At 56.0% G+C, this 3,568-nt stretch carries 3 protein-coding genes; all 3 read left to right on the top strand.

What is annotated here, in order from left to right; translation table 11 throughout:
• Positions 1–189: hypothetical protein (locus B3V69_RS02460; RefSeq protein WP_296443462.1), on the top strand; the 189-nt coding region annotated here is incomplete at its 5' end.
• 154 nt (positions 190–343) lie between these two features.
• A complete protein-coding gene (locus tag B3V69_RS02455) occupies positions 344–1,303 on the top strand; it encodes a hypothetical protein (protein WP_296443460.1) in 960 nt (319 codons plus the stop codon).
• Positions 1,304–1,321: 18 nt separating this feature from the next.
• On the top strand, positions 1,322–3,568 hold a 2,247-nt coding region (locus tag B3V69_RS02450), incomplete at its 3' end, for a hypothetical protein (RefSeq protein ID WP_296443458.1).

Below are 3,568 nucleotides of genomic sequence, written 5' to 3'. Positions count from 1 at the left end.
TTTAACCAGCTCAAGGTCTGGCAAGACTTCAACCAGGATGGGCAGGTGCAGGGATATGAGTTTGCCAGCATGCCGTCATTTGCTCCTGAAATAATAGCTTTATGCGAAGAAAACACGGGGACTAGAGGGCAATTTAATTTGATAAATACGCCTGTGGCAAATGATGGGGTTTGGGATGTCGCCGCGTGAACACCCCGTCCATCAACCAGCTGCAGCTGGGTCGTCTCCAACCGAAAAATGGCGGGGACACCGTTCAGCAACCGCCGTTGATCAAGGCTATTCATCGCTGCGTCATGATGAAGTCGTTATTTCCCAACAACCTATTAAATCGGAGGGTAAAAGCATGACTAACAAAGTGTTTAAGGTGAGCCAAACCGTTAGCGCAGTGGCGGCGTGTTTCCTGTCACTGGGTTTTAGCGGCAGTGTCCAGGCCCAGGTCCAAACCCAGTCACCCGCAGCGCAACAGCGACTGAGTACCGAACGCAATCAGTCATCGCAGCGCTACGAAATCAATCAGACATTTGACCGTCAGGCCTTCTTCAAAGACAACAACGTCTGGGTCTACAACAAGGAATTTGCCGATCTTTTTGGCATGCCTGCGAAATACATCGAGGGTGTGCAAGGCATCGCGGCGGCGGCGTTTCGGATTGAAGATACATCGTTTCAGCAATGCGGTTTTGGTGGTCGGGCCGATGCCTGTCGCAAAGTCGAGGAATGTCTCTTGGACCTGTACTTTGATGAAAGCAAAACCCCCTTGCCATGGGCGACCGACATTAAGTCTCAATGGCAACCCGCTTATGCGTCGATGCGATGGCTGCGTCCACTTGACCCTAAGGAGCGCCCACATGGCACGCTGGCTGTTGAGCCCGCGCCGGGGATTATCAGAAACGAGACTCTTCATGGGCAAATGATCCCATTTGCTGATCCTGTTTCGAAGCGGGAGGCGATATTTACGAGCAATACATGGGCCAAAGGTGACGAGGAAGACATTTCAGGCGCAATGGGAGTTATTGGGTACATCAATGATTTCTACCGAAAACTGTCGGTGGTAAATTTGCAGTTTGGCTGTAGCTCCTTCTCTCGGAAATCAATAAATCTTCGTCTGGATGCGAAGAGGGATGTATTTGATAAGCCAATTGCCCGATTCAATCGAATAGTTCTGCCAGAGGGCTTTGTACAGCGAATCAAAGACCTGCAAAAAGCCCAAAGCGACAAGAACGCCATCTTTTACCGCAGCTTGTTCGCGTCGCCGTTAGGTGCGCAAGGCACAGGCAACAACACGCCCGCGGCAACAAACCAATAAATTCAGAGGAACAACACCGTGACCACATCCATCCAAAAAGACGCCTTGCTTTCGCAGTTTTCAGTGCTGGCATACAAGGACAAGGCGTTTCTAAGCGATATGACGAATCTACCAGCTGGCTGGAAACTGGCCTTGTCTGACGAAGAGTCACCCCCCTTTACTGCCTTCGCGTTTAAAAACGCCACCACAGGTGAAGTTGTGGTTGCCTACCGAGGCACCGACGGGATCAAAGATGCGGCTGCAGATTTAGCGATTGCAGCGGGTTCCTGGAATTCTCAGTTTCAGCAGGGAATAGATTTCGTCGCGCAGGTGCAAGGCGACCGAACGATTTTCCCGCTCGGCACAAACCCAAACACGCTCCTCGTAACCGGCCACAGCCTGGGCGGCACCATTGCACAAATCACGGCCCAAGCCTACGGTCTTGACGGCTCCACCATTGACCCCGGTGCCGCATCGCGCATTGTGCAGACGGCGGAATTCGGTGCTGCAGCGATAGCAGCAGGATTGCCAGCCGAGGGTTTGGGCGCTACAGCCACCTTCACCAATTACGAGGTCGCTGGCAGCCTGGTGTCGGGCGGAACGGGCGAGCATATCGGACAAACCAGTTATCTACCCAGCGTGACCTTCAGCAGCCAGCAAGCTTTGTACGCGTTTCTGATCGGTGCGGTGAACCCGGTGGCTGGTATTGCCTATGCGATGGGAACAGACCAGTTTGGCAATAAACACTCTTCTCTACAGGTCAGCCAAGCTTTGGGATTATTGGCAGGAACTCAGGCGGACACCTCCTCACCCAGTACGCTCACGCTGCACCTCAAAAATATCGGTGCAACGACTGACCCATTAACAGGCCAGAGCATTCCTCGTTATTCGCAAACCGAGTTTGAAGTCAGGGATTCTGCTGGGGTGCTCCAGAGCACGGTCAAGTTTTCTGGTGCAGGCGCCGAACGGATGATCGAGGTCTTTGATGTTGGCGGTGCGCTCCAATCGACCACCGCGCTGTCTGCAACGGGCGTGATTGCGGTGCGGCCCATCAACGCCCCATCGGTCGTCATTAACTATCTGCCAGACGCCGTCACTAGCCAAGATGGCGCTATCAGAGTAACCACGAAGGATTTTCAGGACAACATTCTGTCATCGAGCACCCGCCAAACCGATGACGACGGCAACGTCCTTGAAATCACCACCAACGCCGACGGCAGTGGCACGGCCCGTGCCTACGACAGCAACAATCACCTCCTCAATGAAGGTTCATTCCTCCGAAGCAACGATGCCGGTCAAGCGGACATGAACGGCAAGCACCTCGATATTGAAACCTCTGTAGCTGGCAAATCGGTGTCGGTGCTGGCGGAGATCAGTGGCGACGGTGTGGACGGCGACTTGGCAGCAGACATTCACATCGTCGGCATCAAGGCCATCAACGGGCAAGCCCTCCCTACAGGATCAGCCTATGCCTTCGACCCCGAAGACTTCGAAGCCTTCAGCTTCACCTTTCCCAAACTGATTAACGGCGCAGTAGACACCACAGGTCAATTCCTCCTTGTCGGCCTCGACCCCGCCACCCAAGCCGCCACCGGCGCCCCCGCCCCCCAAGTGGTCGAAACCCCGTTACCCCAGGGCTTCACCCGCACGCTGGAGCTGGGCGACGGCGTCACGCTGACCAGTTTTTACAACGACGACCGCCGCCTCATCAGCGTGGCCGAGACCACCGCTCACAACAGCTTCGAATCCAGCACCAAAACTTTTACCGTCAACGCCGACGGCAGCCAGGTGCTGGCCACGGTTGCCAGCCGCACCACGGATGTGGATGGCGCCTACACCGGCACCGAGACCGATGTGATCGCGCGCAAGGTTTACACCATTGCCGGGGACGTCGATGGCAACCCCATCCGTTTCGAGAATGTGGACGCCACGGCCAACCTGCAAAACAGCGACGCCGCCACGGTCTTCAGCGACGTGAACGGCTTTCTTGGCGCCTTCAAGTCCGGCCAGACCCTGCCCGCCTTTGCCAGTGGGCTGCGCCTGGTCAACGACCTCAACATCGCCAACGGCACGCCCATGCCCGACCTGGGCGCGGCCTCCCAGGTGGCAGCCGGTGCTCTGAGCTTTTACAACCTCTACAACGCCATGAACAAGGGCGACACCTTCAGCCAGGTCAACGCCACCTTGAGCGCGGTGAACTACGCCAACATCGCGCTCAACGCCTCCGCCACCGGCGCGTTTGCTGTGGGCTCTACCGCCGCCAGCGTGAACTCGGCCCTCAACGGC

It is taken from the genome of Rhodoferax sp. UBA5149 (assembly GCF_002413825.1).
In the GTDB taxonomy this organism is placed as follows: Bacteria; Pseudomonadota; Gammaproteobacteria; order Burkholderiales; family Burkholderiaceae_C; genus Rhodoferax.
Note: the sequence above shows the minus strand (reverse complement) of the source record. Positions and strands in the feature narration are given on the sequence as shown.